The organism is Pseudomonas sp. NC02, assembly GCF_002874965.1.
Classification (GTDB): Bacteria; Pseudomonadota; Gammaproteobacteria; order Pseudomonadales; family Pseudomonadaceae; genus Aquipseudomonas.
In genome coordinates, this window is sequence record NZ_CP025624.1 from 6081243 (window position 1) to 6102697 (window position 21455).

Here is a 21455-nt window from a genome sequence, read left to right on the forward strand (position 1 = left end):
CCTGGGTTTTTATTGTTCAACGAGCCAACAACCAGGGCTCAAACCCGCATGCGAGCCTGAGCCATCAATCCTTTGTACTGCTTACTCGGCGGTGACCACGCTGGGTTGCCCCAGGTTGGCCAGGCGCACGCTGTTCTGCACTTGCGCAACTTCACTCGGCGAGCCGATCGGCCCCATGCGCACACGGTGCAGGGTCTGCTGGTTACGCACAATAGAGCTGATAAAGACTGGCGCGCTGACCATCCCGCTGAGCTTGGACCTTAGCAGCTCTGCCGCGTCCGGGTTGGCGAAAGCGCCGACTTGCAGGTACTGGCCGCCCACGGTAGAGGCTCCCGGTGCTGCATGCGGAATGACCACCGTGTCCGGGGCGTGCTGCGCCGGCGGCGGGGTCCACTGTTCGATCTTGCCGGCCGAGGCCGTGACTTGCGGTTGCGGGGTTTGCGGTTCGTTGAGCATCAACGGCGCCGGCTTGCCACGCTGGGCCCAGTACTGGGCCGGGTCGATACCTTCGACCTTCACCCGGGCGGTGCCGATTTCGGCATACCCGAGTTTCTTGGCGGCGGCGTAGGACAAGTCGATGATCCGGTCCGAATAGAACGGCCCACGGTCATTGACCCGCAGGATTACCGAGCGGTTGTTGTCCAGGTTGGTCACGCGTACATAGCTGGGCAGCGGCAGGGTCTTGTGCGCCGCGCTCATGCCGTACAGGTCATAGACTTCGCCGTTGGCGGTGTTCTGGCCGTGGAACTTGGTCCCGTACCAGGACGCCGTACCTGATTGCACGTAGGTCTTGGAGTCTTGCAGCGGGAAGTAGTTTTTGCCCAGCACGGTATAGGGGTTGGCCTTGTAAGGGCCGGTGTGCAGGGTCGGCGTGGCATCCGGGATCTTCGAAACATCCACATCCCACCACGGCGCGCCGTCTTTGTGGGCGCGGTTGATATCCAGCCCCGGCTGGGAGCGGATCGCCGTGCCAGCGGTTTTTTGCACCGGTGCACGACTGGTGGAGCAACTGACCACCAATAACGACAATGCGGCGTACGCCAACAGCTTCAGGGGTTTGTACATCGGTGATACCGGCATTACTTGACGCCCCGTGCTTGGACCAGCATGTCTGACAGTTGATGCACGGCCATGGCGTACATCACACTGCGGTTATAACGCGTGATTGCGTAGAAATTCTTCAGGCCCATCCAGTATTCGGGGCCATTTTCGCCTTCGAGGCGGAACGCCGTCACCGGCATATCATCGCGTGGCGCATTCTGACTCGACCAGCCCAGCGCCCGCAACTCCCCGACCGTCTTGACCGGCTCGATACCCTGGGTCAGGCCTTCATCGGCGCGCTCACCGGTCACATCGGCGCGAATCACCACCGGCTCGCCGGCTACCCAGCCGTGACGCTTGAAATAGCTGGCGACGCTGCCGATGGCGTCATCGGGGTTGCTCCAGATATTGATATGGCCGTCGCCGTCAAAATCCACGGCGTAGGCGCGAAAGCTGCTCGGCATGAACTGCGGCAAGCCCATGGCCCCGGCGTAGGAGCCCTTGAGGGTCAACGGGTCGACCTGTTCTTCACGGGCCAACAACAGGAACTCGCGCAGCTCTTTGCGGAAGAATTCGGCGCGTGGCGGGTAGTCAAAGCCCAGGGTCGACAAGGCGTCGATCACCCGGTAGCTGCCGGTGTTGCGGCCGTAGAAGGTTTCGATGCCGATGATTGCCACGATCACCTGGGCCGGTACGCCGTATTCCTGCTCGGCGCGGGCCAGCACCGCTTCGTGCTGGCGCCAGAAGTCCACGCCCCGCGCCACGCGGGCGTCGGTCAGGAACATCGGGCGATATTCCTTCCACTGCTTCACGCGCTCGGCGGGCCGGGAGATGGCGTCGAGGATCGCCTGCTTGCGCTGGGCCTCGCGGAACACGCCCATCAGCTGTTCACCGGCGAAACCATAGTCACGGGTCATCTCACCGACAAACTCGGCGACCTGGGGCGAACCGTCGTAGTCGCCGGCCTGCGCTTCCTGCACAGCGGCTCCCAGCAGGCCCAACAGGCCCATCCAGGACACGTGCCGGGCAGCCCAGCCGCGCATTACTTGCATTGACATCTTCACCTTATTCAAACCTGTGCGATCCACTTACGATGGGTATGGATCGACATCAAAACCCCAAACGCTGACAGCAATGTCACCAGCGAAGTTCCGCCGTAGCTAATGAACGGCAACGGCACCCCAACCACCGGCAACAGGCCACTGACCATACCGATGTTGACGAAAACGTAAACAAAAAACGTCATGGTGAGGCTGCCGGCGAGCAATTTGCCAAACAGGGTTTGCGCCTGGGCAGTAATCACCAGGCCGCGCCCGATCAGCAGCAAGTAAATCAGCAACAGTGCGCAGATGCCCACCAGGCCGAACTCCTCGCCCATCACCGCGATAATGAAGTCGGTGTGGCTTTCCGGCAAAAAGTCCAGGTGCGACTGGGTGCCCAGCAGCCAGCCCTTGCCGAATACGCCGCCGGAACCGATGGCCGCCTTGGACTGGATGATGTTCCAGCCGGTGCCCAGCGGATCGCTCTCCGGGTCGAGGAACGTGAGGATTCGCTGCTTCTGGTAGTCGTGCATGAAGAAGAACCACATGGCCACGGCCACCGGCACGGCCGCGGCCAGCACGCTGAGGATCCAGCGCCAGCGCAGCCCCCCCATGAACAGCACGAACGCGCCGCCCGCCAGGATCAGCAGCGAGGTGCCGAGGTCGGGCTGGCGCACGATCAGGATAAACGGCACGCCGATCAATATCAGGCTGATGCCCACGTGCTTGAGCTGGGGCGGCAGTGTGCGTTTTGACAGGTACCAGGCGATGGTCGCCGGCATCAGGATCTTCATGAATTCCGACGGCTGGAAGCGAATCACCCCCGGGATGTTGATCCAGCGCGTCGCACCCATGGCGTTGTGGCCCATGACATCCACCACCACCAGCAGCAACACGCCGGCGACATACCCCAGCGGCACCCAGCGCGCCATGAAACGCGGCTCCAGCTGGGCGATCACCACCATCGACAACAGGCCCAGGCCAAACGACGACGCCTGTTTGATCAGCAAGTCCCAGTTCTTGCCACTGGCCGAATACAACACGAACAGGCTGCCGGCGGCCAGGGTCAGCAGCAGGATCAGCAACGGGCCATCAATGTGCATGCGCTGCAGCAAAGTGGCGCGGCGGCGCATCACATCCTCGCTGGAGAGGATGCGGTCAAAATTACTCTTCAAGGGCCGTAGCCTCCACACTGGATGGGGTGCCGCCATATTCGGGCTTGAGCTTGCCGTCTTCGGTCAACAGCCAGGCATCCATGATCTGCCGCACCACGGGCGCTGCTACGCCGGAACCGGATTCACCGTTCTCGACCATCACCGCCACGACGATCTTCGGGTTGTCGGCCGGAGCAAAGCCGACGAACAAGGCGTGGTCACGGTGGCGTTCCTGAACCTTGGAGCGGTCGTATTTCTCGCCCTGCTTGATCGCGACCACCTGGGCCGTACCGCTCTTGCCGGCAATCCGGTATTGCGCGCCGGCTGCCGCTTTACGAGCGGTACCCCGGGCGCCGTGCATCACTTGCTGCATGCCGTGGTTAACCTTGGTCCAGTCGGACGGGTCGCGCAGCACAATGTCGGGAATCGGGTTTTCGTCCACCGGGCGTTCGCCCTCGATGGTCTTGGCCAGGTGCGGGCGGTTCCACACACCCTTGTTGGCCACCAGTGCGGTGGCCTGGGCCAGTTGCAGCGGCGTGGCCTGCATGTAGCCCTGGCCGATCCCCAGGATCAGGGTTTCGCCCGGGAACCACGCCTGGCGCCGGGTCGCACGCTTCCACTCGCGGGACGGCATCAGGCCCGGGGACTCTTCGAACATGTCCAGGGAGACTTTCTGACCAAGGCCGAACTTGCCCATGTAGGCCGACAGCCGATCAATCCCCAGCTTGTGGGCCAGGTCATAGAAGTAGGTGTCGTTGGAACGCATGATCGCCGTATCCAGGTCCACATAACCGTCGCCGGTGCGGTTCCAGTTACGGTATTTGTGATCGTAGTTGGGCAGCATGTAGTAGCCGGGGTCGAACACCCGGCTCGATGCCGTGACCACGCCCGAGTCCAGGCCGGCAATCGCTACCGCCGGCTTGATGGTCGAGCCCGGCGGATACAGGCCGCGCAATACGCGGTTGAACAGCGGCCGGTCGATGGAATCACGCAGCTCGGCGTAGGCCTTGAAGCTGATCCCGGTGACAAACAGGTTGGGGTCAAAACTTGGCTGGCTGACCATCGCCAGCACTTCGCCAGTGCTCGGATCCAGTGCCACCACGGCACCCCGACGCCCGCCCAGGGCCATCTCCGCCGCTTCCTGCAACTTGATGTCCAGGCTCAGCACGATGTCCTTGCCGGGCACCGGGTCGGTACGCTTGAGCACCCGCAGCACGCGGCCACGGGCGTTGGTCTCGACTTCCTCGTAACCCACCTGGCCGTGCAGTTCCGGCTCGTAGAAACGCTCGATGCCGGTCTTGCCGATATGGTGGGTGCCGCTGTAGTTGACCGGGTCGAGGGTCTTCAGCTCTTTCTCGTTGATCCGGCCCATGTAGCCGACCGAATGCGCAAAGTGCGCCCCTTGCGGGTAGTGGCGAACCAACTGCGCCACCACTTCCACACCCGGCAGACGGAACTGGTTCACCGCGATCCGGGCGATCTGCTCTTCGGTCAGCTCGAACAGGATCGGCACCGGCTCAAACGGCCGGCGCCCCTGTTTCATGCGCTTTTCGAAAATCACCCGGTCTTCCGGCGTCAGTTGCAGCACCTCGACGATCACATCGAGGATCTGCTGCCAGTCACCGGAGCGTTCGCGGGTCATGCTCAGGCTGAAGCTGGGCCGGTTATCCGCTACCACCACGCCATTGCGGTCGAAAATCAGCCCACGGGTCGGCGGAATCGGCTGCACGTGCACCCGGTTGTTTTCCGACAATGTGGAGTGATAGTCGTACTGGATCACCTGCAGGAAATACAGGCGCGCAATCAGCACCCCCAGCAATGCCACCACCAAAATCGCGCCAAAGACCACCCGCGCGCGTACAAGACGTGCGTCTTTCTCGTGGTCCTTGATGCGGATCGGCTGGGTCATCAGGCAGGGCGCAGATTATTTGTGGTAAGGGTGCCCGGACAGAACTGTCCAGGCGCGATACAGCTGTTCACCGATCAGAATTCTTACCAGCGGGTGCGGCAGTGTCAGGGGCGACAGCGACCAGCGCTGGTCCGCCCGCGCGCACACTTCCGGCGCCAGCCCCTCGGGGCCGCCGACCATGAAGTTGACCGTGCGCGAATCCAGGCGCCAGCGATCCAGTTCCACCGCCAACTGCTCGGTGCTCCAGGGCTTGCCGTGCACTTCGAGGGTCACGATCCGCTCGTTGGGCCCGACCTTGGCCAGCATGGCTTCGCCTTCCTGACGGATAAAGCGGGCCACGTCGGCATTCTTGCCCCGGGTATTGAGCGGTATTTCCACCAGTTCCAGCGCCAATTCGGATGGCAGGCGCTTGGCATATTCATGCCAGCCTTCTTCCACCCACTTGGGCATGCGTGAACCGACAGCGATCAGACGCAGGCGCACAGCCGTTCCTTATTCCTGGTCTTTGTTGAGCTTGTCGAAGTGCGCGTGGCCGACTTCAGGGCTGTGGTGCTTGCCATCGGCGGCACGGCTCTGCTCGGCGCCTTTCCACAGACGCTCCAGGTCGTAGAACTGACGGGCGTTGCTGGTCATCATGTGAACGATCACGTCGTCCATGTCCAGCAGTACCCAGTCGCTGTCGCCCTTGCCTTCTTCACCCAATGGCTTGACGCCCTGGGCTTTGACCGCTTCGCGAACCTTGTCCAGCATCGCGCCGATCTGGCGGTTGGAGGTACCGGTGGCGATGATCATGAAGTCGGTGATGCTCTGCTTGTCGCGCACGTCCAGGACCTGGATGTCCTGGGCCTTCACGTCTTCCAGGGCAGCCACGGCAACCTTCACCAGCTCTTCGCCGGCCAGCTCAGGGCCGGTGTGGGCTTCTACTGGCAGAGGAGCGCTCTTGAACGTGCCTTTGCGCTTAACTTTGCTTACGTCTTTGTTCGTCATATAAAACTCGTTTTGCTCGTATGTTCGGGCGCTCGCTGCACGACTGTTCGTGCGTTCAAGCGCGCCTTTTCAGTTCGACGCACGGTAAAGCCCGTGCGCATCGATGTAGGCCAGGACCGCGTCAGGCACCAGGAAACGTACCGACTTCCCGCTGGCCAGCAGTTGACGGATCTGGGTGGCAGACACCGCAAGCGGGGTTTGCCAGACGAATGCAATATTCCCGCTCGGCCCGGTCAGGGCCAAAGGGTCACTTACCGACCGCGCCGCCAGCAGGTTGCGCAAGGCATCCGGCGATTCTGCGTCGGCATCCGGGCGTTGCAGCACCAGGATGTGGCAATGCTGGAGCAACTCTTCCCAGCGGTGCCAAGTGGGCAGGCCGCAAAACGCGTCCCAGCCCAAAAGTAGAAATAACTGGTCATCCGCGGCCAACTCGGCCCGCATCAGTTCCAGGGTGTCGACAGTGTAGGACGGTTTGTCGCGCTTGAGTTCGCGGTCGTCCACCACCAGCGGTGCAATGCCGGCCACAGCGAGGCGGACCATCTCCAGGCGCTGCTGCGCAGACACCTGCGGCGTATCGCGATGGGGCGGCCGGGCATTCGGTGCCAGGCGCAGTTCATCCAGCCCGAGGGCGTCCGCGACTTCCAGTGCACTGCGCAAATGGCCGATGTGCACGGGGTCGAAGGTGCCGCCGAGCAGCCCGATGCGTTTACCCATCAAGTGCGCACATGACCGTCACCGAACACCACGTACTTCTCGCTGGTCAGCCCTTCCAGGCCAACCGGGCCGCGTGCGTGGAGCTTGTCGGTGGAGATACCGATCTCCGCCCCCAGGCCGTACTCGAAGCCATCGGCAAAGCGCGTCGAGGCGTTGACCATCACCGAAGCGGAATCCACTTCGTTGAGGAAACGCCGGGCATCGCTGAAATGCTCGGTGACAATGGCGTCGGTGTGCTTGGAGCCGTATTGATTGATGTGTTCGATGGCCTGGTCCAGGTCGTCGACGATGCGGATCGACAGGATCGGCGCCGTGTATTCGGTGTACCAGTCCTGCTCGGTGGCCTCGATCACGTCGCTGCCGAGGATCGCCCGGGTACGCTCGCAACCACGCAGTTCAACGCCCTTGTCGCGGTAGATGGCAGCCAGCGGCGGCAGCACGCGATCGGCAATGCCGACGTGCACCAGCAGGGTTTCCATGGTGTTGCACGGGGCGTAGCGGTGAGTCTTGGCGTTGTCGGCAATGCGGATCGCCTTGTCGAGGTCGGCGGCGATGTCGATGAACACGTGGCAGACGCCGTCCAGGTGCTTGATAACTGGCACCTTGGCATCACGGCTCACGCGTTCGATCAGGCTCTTGCCACCCCGTGGCACGATCACGTCGACGAACTCAGGCATGGTGATAAGCGCACCAACGGCAGCGCGGTCAGTGGTCTCGACCACTTGCACCACTTCGGCCGGCAGTTCGGCCACGGCCAGGCCCTGCTGAATGCACGCAGCGATGGCACGGTTGGAATTGATGGCCTCGGAACCGCCCCGCAGGATGGTGGCATTGCCCGACTTGAGGCACAGGCTTGCTGCGTCGATGGTCACGTTCGGGCGCGACTCATAGATGATGCCGATCACGCCCAGGGGCACGCGCATCTTGCCGACTTGAATGCCGGAGGGCAGGTAGCGCATGTCGCGGATTTCACCGATGGGGTCAGGCAGCTTGGCCACCTGACGCAAGCCTTCGATCATGTCGTCGATCCGCGCCGGCGTCAGCGCCAGGCGATCCAGCAATGCAGGCTCCAGGCCATTGGCGCGACCGTTGGCCAAATCCTGTTCATTGGCGGCGCTCAGCTCGGAGCGCGAAGCATCCAGAGCGTCGGCGGCTGCCAGCAAGGCGCGGTTCTTCTGCGCAGTGCTCGCACGGGCGATCAACCGCGAGGCCTGACGGGCAGCGCGACCCAGGCGGGTCATGTAGTCAAGAACGGACTCAGTCATGGTCTGGTGGGGTCTTGGCAAAGAGGAAAGCGGCAGATTATAGCTGTGACGCCGTCCTACGGACAGCGGTGAGGGGCGGATGGTCGAAATGAACTGTAAAAACCCGACGTTCAGCGGGAATTAAGGCTGGAGTTGTTATCATCCTGTCACATTTAGCCGTATTACCTTTGATCGCCATGTCCAGTTTCTCGCCGCTGATCCCCGCCAACGCCCTGCCCGACGGCTTTTTCGACCGTGACGCGCAACTGCTCGCGCGCGAATTGCTCGGAAAAGTCATTCGCCATCGTGTTGGTGATTTGTGGCTGTCGGCACGAATTATCGAAACCGAAGCGTATTACCTCGCCGAAAAAGGCAGCCACGCGTCCTTGGGCTACACAGAAAAGCGTAAGGCTTTGTTTCTGGATGGCGGGCACATCTATATGTACTACGCCCGCGGCGGTGATTCGCTGAACTTCAGCGCCCACGGTCCGGGCAATGCGGTGCTGATCAAATCAGCCTATCCGTGGGTCGACGAAGTCTCCGGCCCGGCCAGCCTGGCGCAGATGCTGCTGAATAACCCGGACGCCAGCGGCAGGCCACGACCCTCGCAAAAGCTGTGCGCCGGCCAGACCTTGCTGTGCAAGGCGCTGGGTTTGAAGGTGCCGATGTGGGACGCCAAGCGCTTTGACCAGGAACTGCTCTACGTGGAAGACGTAGGGCTGGCGCCAGCGCAGATCATCCAGACCACCCGCCTGGGCATTCCCGGTGGGCGCGATGAACACCTGATGTACCGCTTCGTCGATGCCGGTTATGCGCCGTATTGCACACGGAACCCGCTGCGCCGGGGCCAGGTCGAAGGCCGCGACTATTTTTTGATTTGAAAACATACATAAACCTGTAGGAGCCCGGCTTGCCCGGCGATAGCGGACTCAAGGACGCCATCGCCGGCAAGCCGGGCTCCCACAAGGACGATCTACAAAAGGGAGTTGATTGTATGGGCCCATGGCTCGATAGCATTACCGGCTGGCTGACCCTGAACCCGCAATGGCTGGCCGTGGCGGTGTTTATCGTGGCGTGCGTGGAGTGCCTGGCCATTGCCGGCCTGATCGTACCTGGCACGGTATTGCTGTTTGCCATCGCCGCCCTGGCCGGCAGCGGCGCACTGTCCCTGGGAGAAACCCTGTTGCTGGGCTTCCTCGGCGGCGTGTTGGGCGATGTTGTTTCCTACTTCCTCGGTCGCCATTTCCACCAGAACATCCGGCGCCTTCCCGGCCTGCGGCATCACCCGGAATGGATGAGCGGCGCCGAGGCTTACTTCCAGAAGTACGGCATCGCCAGCCTGTTGGTAGGCCGCTTCATTGGCCCGCTGCGGCCGATGTTGCCGATGGTTGCGGGCATGTGCGACATGCCCTTCCCGCGTTTTGCCGCCGTGAGCCTGCTGGCCGGTGCAGGCTGGTCGGTGGCGTATCTGTTGCCGGGCTGGGCCACCGGCGCGGCCTTCCGCCTGCCATTGCCCGAAGGCTTCTGGCCAGAGGCCGGGATTGTCGCCGCCTGTCTCGCAGTGTTGATCGGCGTAAGCCTCAACAGCAGCCTGCGCGGCCATCGGCGCGCCACCCTATGGATTGGCTGCATCGGCGGCACACTGTTGATCGCGTTGTTTATCGGCTATCCCTACCTCAACGACTTTGACCAGGGCTTGATGGCACTGGTGCAGGAACACCGCGGCCCGGCGATCGACCGGGCGATGGTGATGGTGACCCAGCTCGGCGAGTTCAAGAAGATGTTTGTCGCCAGCGCGGTGCTGACCGGCCTGCTGGTGGTGGCGCGGCAATGGCGCCAGGCAATCTTTGTCGGCGCCACCCTGCTGGGCGCGGCGCTGATCAATACCGGGACCAAGCTGTTTTTTGCGCGGATGCGCCCCGAAGTGCTGACCGACCCACTCACCAGCTTCAGCATGCCCAGCGGCCATGCGTCCGGCTCGTTTGCATTCTTCCTGGCCTTGGCAGTGCTTGCCGGTCGCGGTCAACCGACACGACTGCGCCTGACCTGGCTGGTGCTTGGCTGCATTCCCGCCGCCACCATCGCGATTTCCCGGGTGTACCTGGGTGCACACTGGCCGACGGACATCCTGGCCGGCACCCTGCTGGCAATGACGGTGTGCGCCTTCAGCCTGACGTTAAGCCAGCACCGCAGCCTGTTGCCACCGATGCCGCCGAAAGTCTGGTGGCTGATCCTGCCGGTGTGTGGCGCGGTGCTCGGGTTCATTGCGTTTACCGGCACTTCCCACGCGCTGCTGAGGTATGCCTACTAGGCAGGCCCCAGCCAATCCAGGGGTGCAGCGCGGCGTTCGACGCTGCGCTCGCGCCGCTCCAGAAGCATTTCGTCAGCCATCTCCGCGGCGCGTTCGGCGATGTACTCCGCGCTGCGACCGTCGTTCATATGAAGAATTTGCGTGGTGACGGCCATAAAAAACGCATCCCACACGACTTGCTCCGATTGCGAAAGCCGAATCATCCTTTCCCCCTGGTCATCGTTACGTGACTGCCAACTATTTCAGGCAACGGGATCAGGACAACCACGGAAAATCTGAAGACCGGGAAGGACAAGTCCGAGTGACACTCGCGGGTCAGGTGAACAACTCGCCCTGCAACTCATCCAGCAGCAACTGGATCGCGTCCAGGCGCTGTTGCGGGTCATCGAGTTGCAACAGGTCGATCTTGTCGGCCTCGGTAAAGGGCAGCAGATAGGCCAACTGATTGCCCAGGGCTTGCTGTCCATCGGCGTGGGTGCCCATATCCAGGGACGCCACCATCGGATGCTCGGCCAGGGCATGAAGCAACGCCAGCAAGTCAGCGTCTTCCTCTTCCAGCGGTTGCTCGGGATGCTCGTGCAGCCATTGCACCTCGGCCACCAGCAACTGGTCCTTCTGCACACCGGCATCACGCACGCGGAAACGCCGGCCACCCTCGACCCGAATCCCCAGCAGGCCATTGTCCTGCTGCTTGAAGTCGCGGATCAGCGCCTCGCAGCCAATCAACGCATAGCCATCCGGCGCCAGCCCCACTTCCTTGCCGTCGAGGATGCACACCACGCCAAAGCTTTCGCCCTTTTTCATGCAGCGGCTGATCATGTCCAGGTAACGCGCCTCGAACAGCTGCAGGTCGAGGGTGCACCCGGGAAACAGCACGGTATTGAGCGGGAAAAGCGCCAGACTCATAAAGGTTTCCTTAAACCCGACTTAAATAACCAGCGACACGGCCAACGGCAGGAACACCGCCGTGGCCACGCCCATCAGACTCATGGCCAGCGCCGCAAAGGCGCCGGTCTCTTCGCTTTCCTGCAAGGCCACCGACGTACCTACGGCGTGGGCGGTCATGCCCAGCGCCATACCGCGCGCTTCGGGGCTGTGCACGCCCAACCGTGACAGATACGCCGGACCGATCATCGCGCCGATCACCCCGGTGATCAGCACGAACACCGCCGCCAGTGCCTCTACGCCGCCGATCTGCTCGGCCACCAGCATCGCAATCGGTGAGGTCACGGACTTGGGTGCCATGGTCATCAGCATCATGTGTTCGGCGCCAAACCACCAGCCCAACAGCACGCACAGGCCGGTGGCCAATACGCCTCCCACCACCAGCGTAGTAAAAATCGGCCAGAACAATTGGCGAATTCGTCGCAGATTCAGGTAAAGCGGCACCGCCAGGGCTACCGTCGCAGGGCCCAGCAGGATGCTCATGATCTCGGTGCTCTTGCGGTACTCGACGTACGTCAGGCCACAGCCGAGCAACACGCCGATCACCAACAGCATCGACACCAGCACCGGTTGCAGGAAAATCCAGCGGGTTTTCTCGAAACCGGCCAGCACCAGCTGATAGGCGCCGAGGGTGATGCCGATGCCGAACAACGGGTGATGAATCACGGCGGTCCAGGCGCCCTGCCAGTCCAGTGTCATTGGCCGTCCTCCCGCTGCGCCTGGCGCTTGACCAGTTTCTGCATCAGCACGCCGACAAAGCCCATGGCGATCACCAGCGACAGCACCAGCGCGCCGACGATGGCCCAGAAGTCGGCGGCAATGTCCTTGGCATACACCATCACACCGACCGCAGGCGGCACCAGCAGTAGCGGCAAATAACGCAGCAGACTGCTGGCCGCCAGGCTCAGGGGTTCACCGACTTCGCCGCGCCACACCAGGAAGGCCAGCATCAGCAGCAGCCCGATAATCGGCCCCGGCAGCACCGGGACAAACAAATGATTGATCGCCGTGCCGAGTAATTGAAACAGCACCAGCCATGTCAGACCGCGTAACAGCATCCGTTCTTCCCCCCAAAAGCGTGTCGGCATTATAAGCACGCTGCCTCTATGGAGCGGCATTCGCCAAAAGCATGGTGGGTTGACCGGGCCAAGTGCCCGTGATGATCTACATTGGTTCTCTGGACCTGTCCAAAACTACAAAAACGATGAAGCCAACCGAGCAAAGAAGGAGAGTCGCAATGCCCTCAGTACCCGTAGCGCAACTCAAAGAATATGTCGGCAAGGAACTGGGACGTTCTGCATGGCTCACCATCGACCAGGAACGTATCAACCTGTTCGCGGAAGCCACCGGCGATTTTCAGTTCATCCACGTCGACCCGGTGAAAGCCGCCCAGACCCCGTTTGGCGGCACCATCGCCCACGGTTTCCTGTCGCTGTCGCTGATACCCAAGCTGATCGAAGACATCCTGATCATGCCCGAAGGCCTGAAGATGGCGGTCAACTATGGCCTGGACAGCGTGCGCTTCATCCAGCCCGTGAAGGTCGACTCCAGGGTGCGCCTGGCCGTGACCCTGACCGACGCCACCGAGAAAAAACCTGGGCAATGGTTGCTTAAAGCCACCTGCACCCTGGAAATCGATGGCCAGGAAAAACCGGCCTACATTGCAGAATCGTTGTCACTCTGCTTCGTCTGAAACCTGGCTGTGGTGAGCCCGTCCGCTCACCACAATTCATGTAAATTTATGTATAGATCTCGCAGCTGCGGCATACTCGGCGCTCAATTATCCGGATCCCGCTATGCGCCCACTCGCTCCCCTTGCTCTTGTCCTGTTGCTCACCGCGTGCGGCGACGGCGAATCGCTGTTGCCGCCCGATGCGCGGCTGCCCGATGGCGGTCGTTACCGTGGCGATGTGGTCAATGGCTTGCTGCAAGGCCAGGGCCGGGTGGATTACCCCAATGGCAGCTGGTACGCGGGCCAGTTCGATAAAGGCCAGTGGCACGGCCAGGGCGAATGGCATGGCAGCAACGGCGAGGTCTATAAAGGCCAGTTCCAGCAGGGCCTGTTCGACGGCCAGGGCAGCCTGACCACGTCGGGCAACAGCTACGTCGGCGGTTTCAAACAAGGCAAGCGCAACGGCGAAGGCACCCTCAAAGAGGGGCAGATGACCTATCGCGGCGAATTCAAGGACGACCAGTATTCCGGCCTCGGCCGCCTCGAGTTGGCCGACGGCAGCCAGTACCAGGGCCAGTTCGCCCACGGCAAGCCCAACGGCGAAGGCCAGCGCAACGACGACAGCGGCAACCAGTTCAGCGGCCGCTTCGTCGATGGCCAGCTGGAGGGCAACGGCACCTTCAACAGCGCCGACGGCGACATGTACATCGGCCATTTCAAACAAAACCAGCTCAACGGCAAGGGCCGCTACGAAAACGCCGACGGCGACGTATGGATCGGCGAATTCAAGGAAGGCGCCCTCAGCGGCAAGGGCGAACTGATCGGCGTCGATGGCAGCCACTACGTCGGCCAGTTCGTCGACTGGCGCTTCACAGGCACAGGCCGCCTGAACCTCACCGACGGCAGCTTCTATATTGGCGGCTTCGACAGCGACAGCTATCAAGGTCGTGGCACTTTGGTGCTCACCGACGGCACCGTGCAGGCCGGCACCTGGGTCAACGGCATGCGCGTGCGCGACGCCGAGGGCAAATTGTTGCCTGACCCGCTGGAAATCGGCCTGTTTGCCCAGGGCCACTTGCTGGATGCCGCCCTCGCCGCCGTGCCCGCGTCCAGATCGGGGGTGGAGCTGTACACCCTGGTGGTGGCCGGCGACGGCAAACAAAGCGTGTTCCTGCGCGAAGCCGACTACGTCAGCAACATGCTCGCCACACGCTTCGGCGCCTACGGCCAGATCCGCCTGGTGAACCATCGCGACCATATTGCCGACCGCCCGATGGCCACTCGCGAAAGCCTGCGCCGCGCAGTCCAGACCCTGGCCGAACGCAGTGGCCCGCAAGACCTGGTGTTTATCTACCTGACCAGCCACGGCACCCACGAGCACGAACTGGTGCTCGACCAGCCGCGCATGGAGCTGGCCGACCTGCCGGCCGATGAGCTGGCCGCCGTGCTGGCACCGCTGAAGAACCGCGACAAGATCATCGTGATTTCGGCCTGCTACTCCGGCGGGTTCATCCCGGCCCTGAAGGACGAACACACCCTGATCATGACCGCCTCGCGCGCCGATCGTGTGTCGTTCGGCTGCTCCGAAGAGGCCGACTTCACCTACTTCGGCGACGCCCTCTTCGCCCAGGCCTTCAACCAGACCGACGACTTGCAGCAAGCCTTCAAGCTGGCACAGACCCACGTGGCCGAACGCGAACAGGCGGACAACTTCGAAGCCTCCGAACCGCAGATCTGGGCCCCCAAAGGCGTAATCGCCCATTGGCAATTATTACGCAAACAGCAGGCACGAAAGGCGCTCGATAGCGTCTCAATAAATAGCAAGGAAGCCAAGAGCAACTAAGCTGAATCTGTATCAAGGGGGAAACATCATGTACCTGACGCCTCAGCATATCTTGCTCGCCGGAGCCTCCGGCTTGACCGGGGAGCACCTGCTGGACCGCCTGCTCAACGAGCCGACCGTGACCCGCGTGCTGGCACCCAGCCGCAAGCCTCTGGCCGAGCATCCACACCTGGAAAACCCGGTGGGCGACCCTGCAGTATTCCTGCCGCAACTGAGCGGCCAGGTGGACATCGCCTTCTGCTGCCTGGGCACCACCATCAAGCAGGCCGGCTCCGAAGAAGCGTTCCGCGCCGTCGACCTGGACATGGTCGTGGCCTTTGCCAAGCGCGCCCGGGAAATGGGGGCGCGGCACCTGATCGTGATCAGCGCAATCGGTGCCGACCCGAAATCCTCGATCTTCTACAACCGCGTCAAGGGCGAGATGGAACAGGCGTTGAAAGCCCAGGATTGGCCGCAGTTGACCATCGTCCGACCTTCGCTGTTGTTGGGTGAGCGATTGGAACCGCGGCTGGCCGAGCAACTGGCCGGGCCATTGTCGCGGCTGATTCCGGGCAAGTACCACGGCATTGAAGTGTGCGAACTGGCGCGGGCGATGTGGCGACTGGCGCTGGAAGAGCAGGATGGGGTGCGGGTTATAGAGTCGGACGAGCTGCGCAAGCTCGGCAAATAACACGTAATTCCAGGCAGGACACCATCCAAATGTGGGAGCGGGCTTGCTCGCGAATGCGGTGGATCAGTCAATGATACAGTGACTGATCCACCGCATTCGCGAGCAAGCCCGCTCCCACATTGGATTTCTGTTAATACTGGGATTAAGTACTACAGCCCGCCCGTCGCGTTAAACCCAACCCCCAGCACCGTCAGCACCGACAGCGGCAACAGCAGCGTGTCGAGCAAGGCACTGGCCGGCAGGTCGACATGGGGATAGCTCGGCGCCTCGGCCCCAAAACGGTCCATCGCGCAGCACCCGCCCTGAATCGCATACATGTCCAGCCGCGTGCCGGCATACACCACCGGCGCGCCGGGCTGGGCTGCGTCCAGGGTTCGCGCAGTCGCACACCCGGTCAGTTGCAGCGCCAGCAGCACCATCAATAGTTTATTCATCACTGCTCAAATGGTGCTCGCCCCAGCGCGGCAGCATGTCCTGGGGAATGTTCAGCAGGTTGAGAATCCGCGCCACCACAAAGTCCACCAGGTCATCGATGGTCTGCGGCTGGTGATAGAAGCCCGGCGACGCCGGCAAGATAGTCACGCCCATGTTCGACAGCTTGAGCATGTGCTCCAGATGGATGCTCGAATACGGCGCTTCGCGCGGCACCAGAATCAACTGGCGACGCTCCTTCAAGGTCACGTCCGCCGCGCGCTCGATCAGATTGTTGCAGGCGCCCGTGGCAATCGCCGACAGGGTCCCGGTGGAACACGGCACCACCACCATCGCGGCCGGTGCACCGGAGCCCGACGCCACCGGTGACATCCAGTCTTCCTTGCCATAGACCTTGATCTGCCCCGCCGCCGCACCGGTGTACTCGGTGAGGAAGGCCTGCATCATCTGCACTTTGGGCGGCAACGCCACATCGGTCTCGGTGGCCAGCACCAGTTGCGCGGCCTTGGAGATCAGGAAGTGCACCTCGCGGTCTTCGCGCACCAGGCAGTCCAGCAGGCGCAAGCCATAGGGCGCGCCGGACGCGCCGGTCATCGCCAGGGTGACGCGTTCCGGGCCGCTCACTTCAGGGCCTCGGCGAGTTTGCCATGCAGGCCACCAAAGCCGCCGTTGCTCATGATCACCACGTGAGTGCCGGGCCTGGCCTGGTGTTTCACGTGTTCGATAATGCCTTCCAGTGAGTCGCGGCAAATCGACGGCACCGTGCACAACGCGGCGATGGCAGGCAGGTCCCAACCGAGGTTGGCCGGCGCGTACCAAACAACCTGGTCGGCATCGTTGACGCTTTCCGGCAAACCATCACGGTGGGCGCCCAGCTTCATGGAGTTGGAGCGCGGCTCGATAATCGCGATCACCTGGGCATCACCCACACGCTTGCGCAAGCCATCCAGGGTAGTGGCGATGGCCGTCGGGTGGTGGGCAAAGTCGTCATAGATGGTAATCCCATTCACTTCGGCGACCTTTTCCATCCGGCGCTTGACGCTTTTGAACGCGCTCAAGGCCGCAATGCCCATGGACGGCACCACGCCGACATGCCGCGCAGCCGCCAGGGTGACCAAGGCATTGGCGACGTTGTGCTGGCCGGTCATGTCCCAATCGACGATGCCTTGGGCGACGCCTTCGAACAGTACTTCAAATTTGGAGCCATCTTCGCTCAGCAGTTTGACCTGCCATTGGCCGCCAGCACCGGTGGTTTGTACCGGGGTCCAGCAGCCCATCTCGATAACTCGCTGCAGGGCAGGTTCGGTGGTGGGGTGAATCACCAGGCCTTCGCTGGGAATGGTGCGCACCAAGTGGTGGAACTGCCGCTCGATGGCCGCCAGATCAGGGAAGATGTCCGCGTGATCGAACTCCAGGTTGTTCAGGATCGCCGTACGCGGGCGGTAGTGAACGAACTTGGAGCGTTTGTCGAAGAACGCGCTATCGTACTCATCGGCTTCGATAACAAAAAACGGGGTGTCGCCGAGGCGCGCCGACACCGAGAAATTCTGCGGCACGCCACCAATCAGGAAGCCCGGGCTCATGCCCGCATGCTCCAGCACCCAGGCCAGCATGCTGCTGGTGGTGGTCTTGCCATGGGTACCGGCAACGGCGAGTACCCAACGGCCTTGCAACACATGGTCGGCCAGCCATTGCGGGCCAGACACGTACGGCAAACCTTTATTCAGTACATATTCGACTGCCGGGTTACCGCGCACCATGGCATTGCCGATCACGACAAGGTCCGGGACCGGGTCGAATTGCGCCGGGTCATAACCTTGGGTCAGCTCAATGCCCTGGGCCTGCAGTTGCGTGCTCATGGGTGGGTAAACGTTGGCATCGGAGCCAGTAACATGATGGCCCAGCTCTTTGGCGAGCACCGCCATCGAGCCCATGAACGTGCCGCAAATACCGAGAATATGAATGTGCATAGTCGACCTCGTAAAACATCGAGGCAGGTTAGCGCAGGGAAGGGAAAATCGCACTCTTTAGCTGTAGCACGCAGGCCTTGGGGGGTAGCCGCCATTGTTTGTCAGAGCGTAGGGGAATATTCGATAAGTCCGGTGCCACAGGATGCATGCATGGCATCGGACCCATCGCCAGTTTGACTGAGCATCATCCATGACTCGAAAGTTTACGCGGGGTTATGTCACACGACTTTTGTTTCGGCAGACTCCGCCGGTAATTCCAGCGTTTTCATGTGCAACAACTTCCCTATGAACTTGTTTAATGCGTCGAATTTTTTATCAATAACATCCAGACGGCCTTTGTCATCGGTGCCGTCTGCGGGAGTGGCAATGTAAGGCCGGAATACCATGTCGCTTTCGTCCGCCAGTTTTTTAAGCTGTTCCTCCGCAGTTTTATACAAGGCCTCAAGCGTTTCCAGGCGCTCGCTTGGCGTACGCGACGACGAGGAGTCGCTCATTTTAAGTGCCGGAGCATTCGTTCCTTGACGCATTGCCATAATATTGTTGGCAATGACTTCCATGCGCAACTCGGCCAGGCCCAAGCGCGCGGTCGTGGCACCCGTGTCGGTGTCCTGCGTGGCGACGACCGATGTTGTCCCGTCGGTTTTCGCGGCAGGCACCTGCGTGCTTGGAGCCGGCTGGTGAGCCGGAGGGAGCAGTGGCGTATTGTTTGTAAACTGCGCCTTGATTGTCTCGCCAGACCAAACCGAGCCTGCGTAGGTACCAATACTCAGGGGAGCACTGACCAATCCGCTTACACCCGAACTGACAAAGGCGTCGCGGGCTACCGTCGCCGCCTGGGGCGAGGTGTCGAACACCTTAGCCTTGACCAGGCGATCAGCAACCATCAGGTTTTGAGTCACCTGTGCCATATCTTTAGGATCTGCGCTGGCCTGAGGCTTGAACGGCCGGTTGGCAGGCCCTTGGTTCATCAATTTTTGTTGTGTCAGCGTTTGAAAATTATTGGGTTTCTCGGGCTTGGGTAGCGTTGTGGAGGTGTCTGTGGCCGGATTTTTCCCTAACCGGGGTTTAGGTTGGGGAGCTATTGGAGGGGAGCTGCCCTGGCCACCGGGACGTACTATCGGAGGCGTTACACCGCCATTGCGCGGGGCCGGTGGTGTATTCACTGGAGGTAGATTGACCGTGTTGGGCCGAATTCTAATACTATTCATGATTATTATCTCACTTGTTGTTACTATTTACGCATAAGCGCTATTAGCGAGTTATCGAGACAATCGACAACCGCCAACTTAGTAACTAAACAGATAATGAACGTTCCAGAAGACAGTCACCCACACAAGAAAATACATGACAAAACATTAATACGGTGCGACGCCAATTATTTAACGCACAGTCGCCCACAACACAGATTGATCACTCACAGCCAGAACAGGTAACGTCATCATTAAACCTGACGCGCTATACCATACTTACGTAACTTTCTATAAAGCGTATTTCTACTGACTCCAAGCACGGTCGCCACGTGCGTCATATGCCAGCGTTGCTGCACCAATGTTGCCAGCAATGCCTGGCGCTCGGCAGCATCCAGCAATGAGTTTGCCGGTTCACTCATCGCCACCGGCAGGGTTTGCACGGCACGAATCTGTGCAGGCAGGTCATCAAGCCTCACCCGCCCGTCCTCACACAGTGCGGCAAGGGTGCGCAACACCGTGCGCAACTGCCGCACGTTGCCCGGCCACGCGAACGCCAACAGGGCCTGGCGGGCCTCGCCGTCAAGCTGCACCGCCTGATCTCCCGCTTCTTCGGCCAACAGGAAGTCCAGCAGTTGCAACTTGTCACTGCGCTCGCGCAACGGCGGCAAGGCCACTTCCAGGCCATTGAGCCGGTAATACAGGTCTTCACGAAAACTACCGTCCTGCACCCGATCAAGCAGATTACGGTGGGTAGCGCTGATAATTCTGACGTCCACCGCTTGCGGTTCACCGCCGATGGGCACTACCAAGCGGTCTTCAAGCACCCTTAATAGCCGGGTTTGCAAAGCCAGCGGCATATCGCCGATTTCATCCAGAAACAACGTGCCACCATCTGCCTGCTGCAGCTTGCCGCGCATGCCTTCCTTGCGGGCGCCGGTAAAACTGCCGCCGCGATAACCGAACAGCTCGCTTTCGATGAGGCTTTCCGGGATGGCTGCGCAGTTGAGGGCCACAAAGGCTTTATCTGCGCGCAGGCTTGCATGGTGCACGGCCTTGGCAAACGCCTCTTTGCCAGACCCGGTTTCCCCCTGGATCAGCAAAGGCACATCACGCTCGAACACCCGCAAGGCTCTGCGGAAATCGTTTTGCAGCGCCGCGTCTCCAAGGCAAATGCCCGGCAATCGCGGCCGCTCCGGCAAGGCGTGGGCCACCGGCACCGGTACGCTGCGTGGCTGGCCGCGCAACACCGCGAACAAGCCACGGCCATCGCGGGTACGCAGGGGCCAACTGGCGCTGGCGTTCGCGCTGGCACGCCCGAGCAACTCATCGAGCGAACAATCGAAAAACGCCTCGACCGGCTGCCCCAACAACCCGCCACGGATTTGCCCGAGCAGGTTCAACGCACTCTGGTTAACCGCACAAATGCGCCCTTCACCATCGAACGCCAGCAGCCCTTCGCTGAACAGGCCCACAGACTCGGCCTGCAAATGAAAGCGCAGCAACCAGTGGTGCTCAAAATGGCGCAGGAAGTAACAGCTCTCGATCATCTTCGCCGAAAGATTGACCAGCGCCATGGTGTGGAACTGGCTCTGGCGCGACACCGCCTCCCGGGCCGAGGACACATCCAGCACCGCCAGCAGTTCGCCATGAGGGTCGAACACCGGGCTGGCCGAGCAGGTCAGGCCGGTATGTCGGCCACGAAAATGTTCATCGCGATGAATCGTCAGGGACTGGCGCTCCACCAGGCAGGTGCCGATGCCGTTGGTGCCTTCGCAGGCCTCGCTCCAATCGGCACCCAGCCACAGCCCGGCACCCTCGAAGATCTTGCGCTCGCTGGGGGCGGTGACGCAGTTGAGGATCACCCCGCGGGCGTCGGTCAGCAGCACCGCATGGCCGGCGCCGGAGAGCTGTTGATGCAGGCTGTTCATTTCATTGCCGGCGATGCTCAGCACTTGTTGCAGGCGTTCGCGGCTTTCCAGCAGGCGGCCATGTTCGAGCACCGTGGGCGCGATGGTCAATGCGGGGTCGAGGTGATAGTCCTCAAGACAACGCAGCCAGGAGCGGGCGATGGACGGATCGCTGCCGGGGCCATGCAGCGGGTCCTGCCCACGGGTGACCGTCAGGACTTGTTGGGCATGGCGACTGAAATGATCGTTTTGCATGTTCTTATTATTCTCCCTGCGTGAAGTACACCGCGCGCGAGTGCCCAGCATCCTCCAGCCTCCCGACCAATGCAATCCCGGGCAGACCCACCGGTCACAGGCTGTACCGCTTATGGCACAAACTGTCACCCAGGCTGTACCAAGCCTGCCACAGCAACGGTTTGCAACAAC

The 21455-nt window shown here is 61.5% G+C and carries 22 protein-coding genes; 5 read left to right on the plus strand and 17 right to left on the minus strand.

The genetic code is table 11. The annotated features are described in order from the left end of the window. Nucleotides 1–81 precede the first annotated feature (81 nt). The 8 genes from C0058_RS28575 to C0058_RS28610 form a co-directional block, all read right to left on the minus strand. Entirely contained in the window at nt 82–1080 is a 999-nt protein-coding gene (locus tag C0058_RS28575) for a septal ring lytic transglycosylase RlpA family protein (protein ID WP_003215436.1), read from the minus strand. Continuing rightward, on the minus strand, nt 1080–2093 hold the full coding sequence (gene mltB / locus C0058_RS28580; protein WP_003215435.1) for a lytic murein transglycosylase B: 1014 nt from the start codon (nt 2091–2093) through the stop codon (nt 1080–1082). Before mltB ends, C0058_RS28575 begins: the two co-directional genes overlap by 1 nt. Before the next feature lie 17 nt (nt 2094–2110). Continuing rightward, complete coding sequence (rodA, locus tag C0058_RS28585; RefSeq protein ID WP_050442794.1) at nt 2111–3214, minus strand: rod shape-determining protein RodA; 1104 nt, start codon at nt 3212–3214, stop codon at nt 2111–2113. Between the two features lie 31 nt (nt 3215–3245). Continuing rightward, nucleotides 3246–5144: a penicillin-binding protein 2 gene (gene mrdA / locus C0058_RS28590; RefSeq protein ID WP_003215433.1), complete on the minus strand. Its 1899-nt coding sequence runs from the start codon at nt 5142–5144 to the stop codon at nt 3246–3248. 15 nt (nt 5145–5159) lie between these two features. Then, nucleotides 5160–5627 carry a 23S rRNA (pseudouridine(1915)-N(3))-methyltransferase RlmH gene (rlmH, locus tag C0058_RS28595; RefSeq protein ID WP_003185785.1) on the minus strand — a complete coding sequence of 156 codons (468 nt, stop codon included), beginning with the start codon at nt 5625–5627 and terminating at the stop codon, nt 5160–5162. A gap of 9 nt (nt 5628–5636) precedes the next feature. After that, nucleotides 5637–6131 (minus strand): ribosome silencing factor, encoded by a 495-nt coding sequence (gene rsfS / locus C0058_RS28600; protein ID WP_003215432.1) that lies wholly within the window; start codon nt 6129–6131, stop codon nt 5637–5639. Between the two features lie 69 nt (nt 6132–6200). Continuing rightward, nucleotides 6201–6845 carry a nicotinate-nucleotide adenylyltransferase gene (gene nadD, locus C0058_RS28605; RefSeq protein ID WP_003215431.1) on the minus strand — a complete coding sequence of 215 codons (645 nt, stop codon included), beginning with the start codon at nt 6843–6845 and terminating at the stop codon, nt 6201–6203. After that, nucleotides 6845–8110, minus strand: coding sequence for a glutamate-5-semialdehyde dehydrogenase (locus C0058_RS28610; RefSeq protein ID WP_003215430.1), 1266 nt, complete (start codon nt 8108–8110; stop codon nt 6845–6847). Before C0058_RS28610 ends, nadD begins: the two co-directional genes overlap by 1 nt. A 176-nt stretch (nt 8111–8286) precedes the next feature. Here C0058_RS28610 and C0058_RS28615 point away from each other — a divergent pair, with 176 nt between their 5' ends. Both C0058_RS28615 and C0058_RS28620 read left to right on the plus strand, forming a co-directional pair. Next, a complete protein-coding gene (locus C0058_RS28615; RefSeq protein WP_102369965.1) occupies nt 8287–8970 on the plus strand; it encodes a DNA-3-methyladenine glycosylase in 684 nt (227 codons plus the stop codon). 113 nt (nt 8971–9083) lie between these two features. After that, the gene (locus tag C0058_RS28620; RefSeq protein WP_102369966.1) at nt 9084–10400 is read left to right on the plus strand and encodes a bifunctional DedA family/phosphatase PAP2 family protein; all 1317 of its coding nucleotides are present in this window, start codon (nt 9084–9086) and stop codon (nt 10398–10400) included. Here C0058_RS28620 and C0058_RS28625 read toward each other — a convergent pair. The 4 genes from C0058_RS28625 to C0058_RS28640 all read right to left on the minus strand — a co-directional run bounded on the left by C0058_RS28625 (nt 10397) and on the right by C0058_RS28640 (nt 12403). Continuing rightward, complete coding sequence (locus C0058_RS28625) at nt 10397–10603, minus strand: hypothetical protein (protein ID WP_102369967.1); 207 nt, start codon at nt 10601–10603, stop codon at nt 10397–10399. The two genes, C0058_RS28620 and C0058_RS28625, sit on opposite strands and share 4 nt — an antisense overlap. Before the next feature lie 112 nt (nt 10604–10715). Continuing rightward, nucleotides 10716–11306 carry an LON peptidase substrate-binding domain-containing protein gene (locus C0058_RS28630; protein ID WP_003215426.1) on the minus strand — a complete coding sequence of 197 codons (591 nt, stop codon included), beginning with the start codon at nt 11304–11306 and terminating at the stop codon, nt 10716–10718. Between the two features lie 21 nt (nt 11307–11327). Next, nucleotides 11328–12044, minus strand: coding sequence for an LrgB family protein (locus tag C0058_RS28635; protein ID WP_102369968.1), 717 nt, complete (start codon nt 12042–12044; stop codon nt 11328–11330). Beyond that, the gene (locus C0058_RS28640; RefSeq protein ID WP_003215424.1) at nt 12041–12403 is read right to left on the minus strand and encodes a CidA/LrgA family protein; all 363 of its coding nucleotides are present in this window, start codon (nt 12401–12403) and stop codon (nt 12041–12043) included. The genes C0058_RS28635 and C0058_RS28640 overlap by 4 nt, the downstream gene beginning before the upstream one ends. Before the next feature lie 179 nt (nt 12404–12582). On the opposite strand from C0058_RS28640, the gene C0058_RS28645 reads away from it, so the two are divergent. The 3 genes from C0058_RS28645 to C0058_RS28655 all read left to right on the plus strand — a co-directional run bounded on the left by C0058_RS28645 (nt 12583) and on the right by C0058_RS28655 (nt 15530). Next, the gene (locus C0058_RS28645) at nt 12583–13038 is read left to right on the plus strand and encodes a MaoC family dehydratase (RefSeq protein WP_003215423.1); all 456 of its coding nucleotides are present in this window, start codon (nt 12583–12585) and stop codon (nt 13036–13038) included. A 103-nt stretch (nt 13039–13141) separates the two neighbouring features. Continuing rightward, entirely contained in the window at nt 13142–14860 is a 1719-nt protein-coding gene (locus C0058_RS28650; RefSeq protein ID WP_102369969.1) for a C13 family peptidase, read from the plus strand. A gap of 28 nt (nt 14861–14888) precedes the next feature. Next, complete coding sequence (locus C0058_RS28655) at nt 14889–15530, plus strand: oxidoreductase (protein ID WP_003215421.1); 642 nt, start codon at nt 14889–14891, stop codon at nt 15528–15530. A gap of 149 nt (nt 15531–15679) precedes the next feature. Here C0058_RS28655 and C0058_RS28660 read toward each other — a convergent pair whose 3' ends face one another. The 5 genes from C0058_RS28660 to C0058_RS28680 form a co-directional block, all read right to left on the minus strand. After that, nucleotides 15680–15964 (minus strand): YceK/YidQ family lipoprotein, encoded by a 285-nt coding sequence (locus C0058_RS28660; protein WP_023659172.1) that lies wholly within the window; start codon nt 15962–15964, stop codon nt 15680–15682. Next, nucleotides 15957–16586 carry a flavin prenyltransferase UbiX gene (gene ubiX / locus C0058_RS28665; protein WP_003219402.1) on the minus strand — a complete coding sequence of 210 codons (630 nt, stop codon included), beginning with the start codon at nt 16584–16586 and terminating at the stop codon, nt 15957–15959. The genes C0058_RS28660 and ubiX overlap by 8 nt, the downstream gene beginning before the upstream one ends. After that, nucleotides 16583–17932 carry a UDP-N-acetylmuramate:L-alanyl-gamma-D-glutamyl-meso-diaminopimelate ligase gene (gene mpl / locus C0058_RS28670; protein ID WP_003219401.1) on the minus strand — a complete coding sequence of 450 codons (1350 nt, stop codon included), beginning with the start codon at nt 17930–17932 and terminating at the stop codon, nt 16583–16585. The genes ubiX and mpl overlap by 4 nt, the downstream gene beginning before the upstream one ends. A gap of 218 nt (nt 17933–18150) precedes the next feature. Continuing rightward, nucleotides 18151–18900 carry a hypothetical protein gene (locus C0058_RS28675; RefSeq protein WP_256349658.1) on the minus strand — a complete coding sequence of 250 codons (750 nt, stop codon included), beginning with the start codon at nt 18898–18900 and terminating at the stop codon, nt 18151–18153. A gap of 473 nt (nt 18901–19373) precedes the next feature. Then, nucleotides 19374–21284, minus strand: coding sequence for a sigma-54-dependent Fis family transcriptional regulator (locus C0058_RS28680; RefSeq protein ID WP_008436524.1), 1911 nt, complete (start codon nt 21282–21284; stop codon nt 19374–19376). Between the last annotated feature and the right edge of the window lie 171 nt (nt 21285–21455).